Origin of the sequence: Bacillus sp. NTK071 (assembly GCF_017303315.1) — a bacterium.
Taxonomy (GTDB): domain Bacteria; phylum Bacillota; class Bacilli; order Bacillales; family Guptibacillaceae; genus Guptibacillus.
The window spans coordinates 1-263 of sequence record NZ_JAFKOI010000109.1; the positions used below are offsets into that span (position 1 = coordinate 1).

The window sequence follows — 263 nt, forward strand, 5'->3', positions numbered from 1 at the left end:
GTTGATGCGTGATGCGTGATGCGTGATGCGGTATATGGTGTATCATGCGCACCACTCTTTCCATCGATGACGACGTGATCCACGCGGCCCGTGCTTTGGCGGACCATCAGGGGACGAGCTTAGGGGCGATGATCTCCAAGCTCGCTCGTCAATCGCTCGAGAAGCCGCCGGAACCCTTCGAGACCAAGAACGGGTTGCCGCTTCTGCCCCGTCGCGGTCACGGTTTGGTGACGCTGGAAATGGTCAACGCGCTGCGCGACGAG

The 263-nt window shown here is 60.5% G+C and carries 1 protein-coding gene; it reads left to right on the top strand.

Going from position 1 to position 263, the window contains the following annotated elements; all coding sequences use genetic code 11:
- Window positions 1–44 precede the first annotated feature (44 nt).
- A partial coding sequence (locus tag JI666_RS21240; RefSeq protein ID WP_206895072.1) for a DUF6364 family protein occupies window positions 45–263 on the top strand: 219 nt, incomplete at its 3' end.